2 protein-coding genes are annotated in these 1110 nt (G+C 46.8%); both read left to right on the forward strand.

Annotated features, from left to right (window positions below):
- Positions 1 to 209 precede the first annotated feature (209 nt).
- Positions 210 to 542 (forward strand): PadR family transcriptional regulator, encoded by a 333-nt coding sequence (locus WMO44_RS14890; protein WP_349153041.1) that lies wholly within the window; start codon positions 210 to 212, stop codon positions 540 to 542.
- Positions 535 to 1110: hypothetical protein (locus WMO44_RS14895; protein WP_349153042.1), on the forward strand; the 576-nt coding region annotated here is incomplete at its 3' end. The genes WMO44_RS14890 and WMO44_RS14895, both read left to right, overlap by 8 nt.

A 1110-nucleotide genomic window follows, 5' to 3' on the forward strand; every position in this document is an offset into this window, starting at 1 on the left:
GATAGTTAGCTGGAAACGGCTTGTGAAAATAGGTAGTCGCCGACTTAACTGAAAGCTCTGAGATGAAAATCTCAGGGTTTTTTTGTTGCATAAAATATGGCATGATTTTTGGTTGTAATGCCAATAGGTCAGGGCTTGACAGAAACACTACTATGTAATACAATGTAGATAAGCTACTACGCATTACATACTAGCGGAGAGGAGGACTTATGGAAAACAATGCACAACTTTTAAAGGGTGTTCTGGAATATTGTGTCCTGAAATTGATTGCGCAAGAGCCGACCTATGGCTATGAGATCGTGATGCATCTGAAACAGGTCGGATTTTCTGACTTGAGTGAAAGTACACTCTATCCGCTGCTATTGCGCTTGGAGCAGCAGGGAAAGGTTACGGTAGAACGCAGACCTTCTCCCAAGGGGCCGAGCCGAAAATACTACATTGTAACGGAAGAAGGGCGGCAGGCGCTTCTTGAGTTCCGGCAGGATTGGAGCCAGCTCTGCCAGCTGGTGAAAAAATTTTTTAAGGAGGAGCCAGATGAATAAGTATTTTGCATTGCGAAAAACAAACCGGATGCGTACTAAGCTGCTGACTGAAGAAAGTCGGGCACAGCTTAAAGAAGTAATTCGCTATCTTCGCCGGGTCAGCTGGGACTTCTGTGGCATCGAACTGGTGCGCAGCGATTTGCTTGATATTGCCATCCAAGCCAACACGGAAAATCAGGAACTGTTTCATTCGATTTCGGACGCAAAGACCTTTGTGGAAGAGGTCAAGCCCAGCTTGAAAACACTGAGAGCCGGGGATTACTTCTGGTATGTTGCACCTCTGTATTTCTTTTTTGGGTGGGGCGTGGAAGGCTTGTTGCTCTATCCGGTAATTGGAAATTGGGTTTTTGAGCTTTCGGTAGGCTATCTGATGCAGTTAGCTGTTGCATTGACCGCGTTTTGCATATTGTTCCGCCGGATGATGGAGCAGGTAGGCTTTCCGCCGCGGGAGCATTGGCTGAAATATGCTGCATGGCTGGTGCTTTATATCGTAATTTTGTATGGAACGGGCTGGTTCTTTACCCAGATCGCGGGCAATCTCGTGTTGCTGCGGCTTCCGATTCTTAGC

Source organism: Faecalibacterium tardum (genome assembly GCF_040096515.1).
Taxonomy (GTDB): domain Bacteria; phylum Bacillota; class Clostridia; order Oscillospirales; family Ruminococcaceae; genus Faecalibacterium; species Faecalibacterium tardum.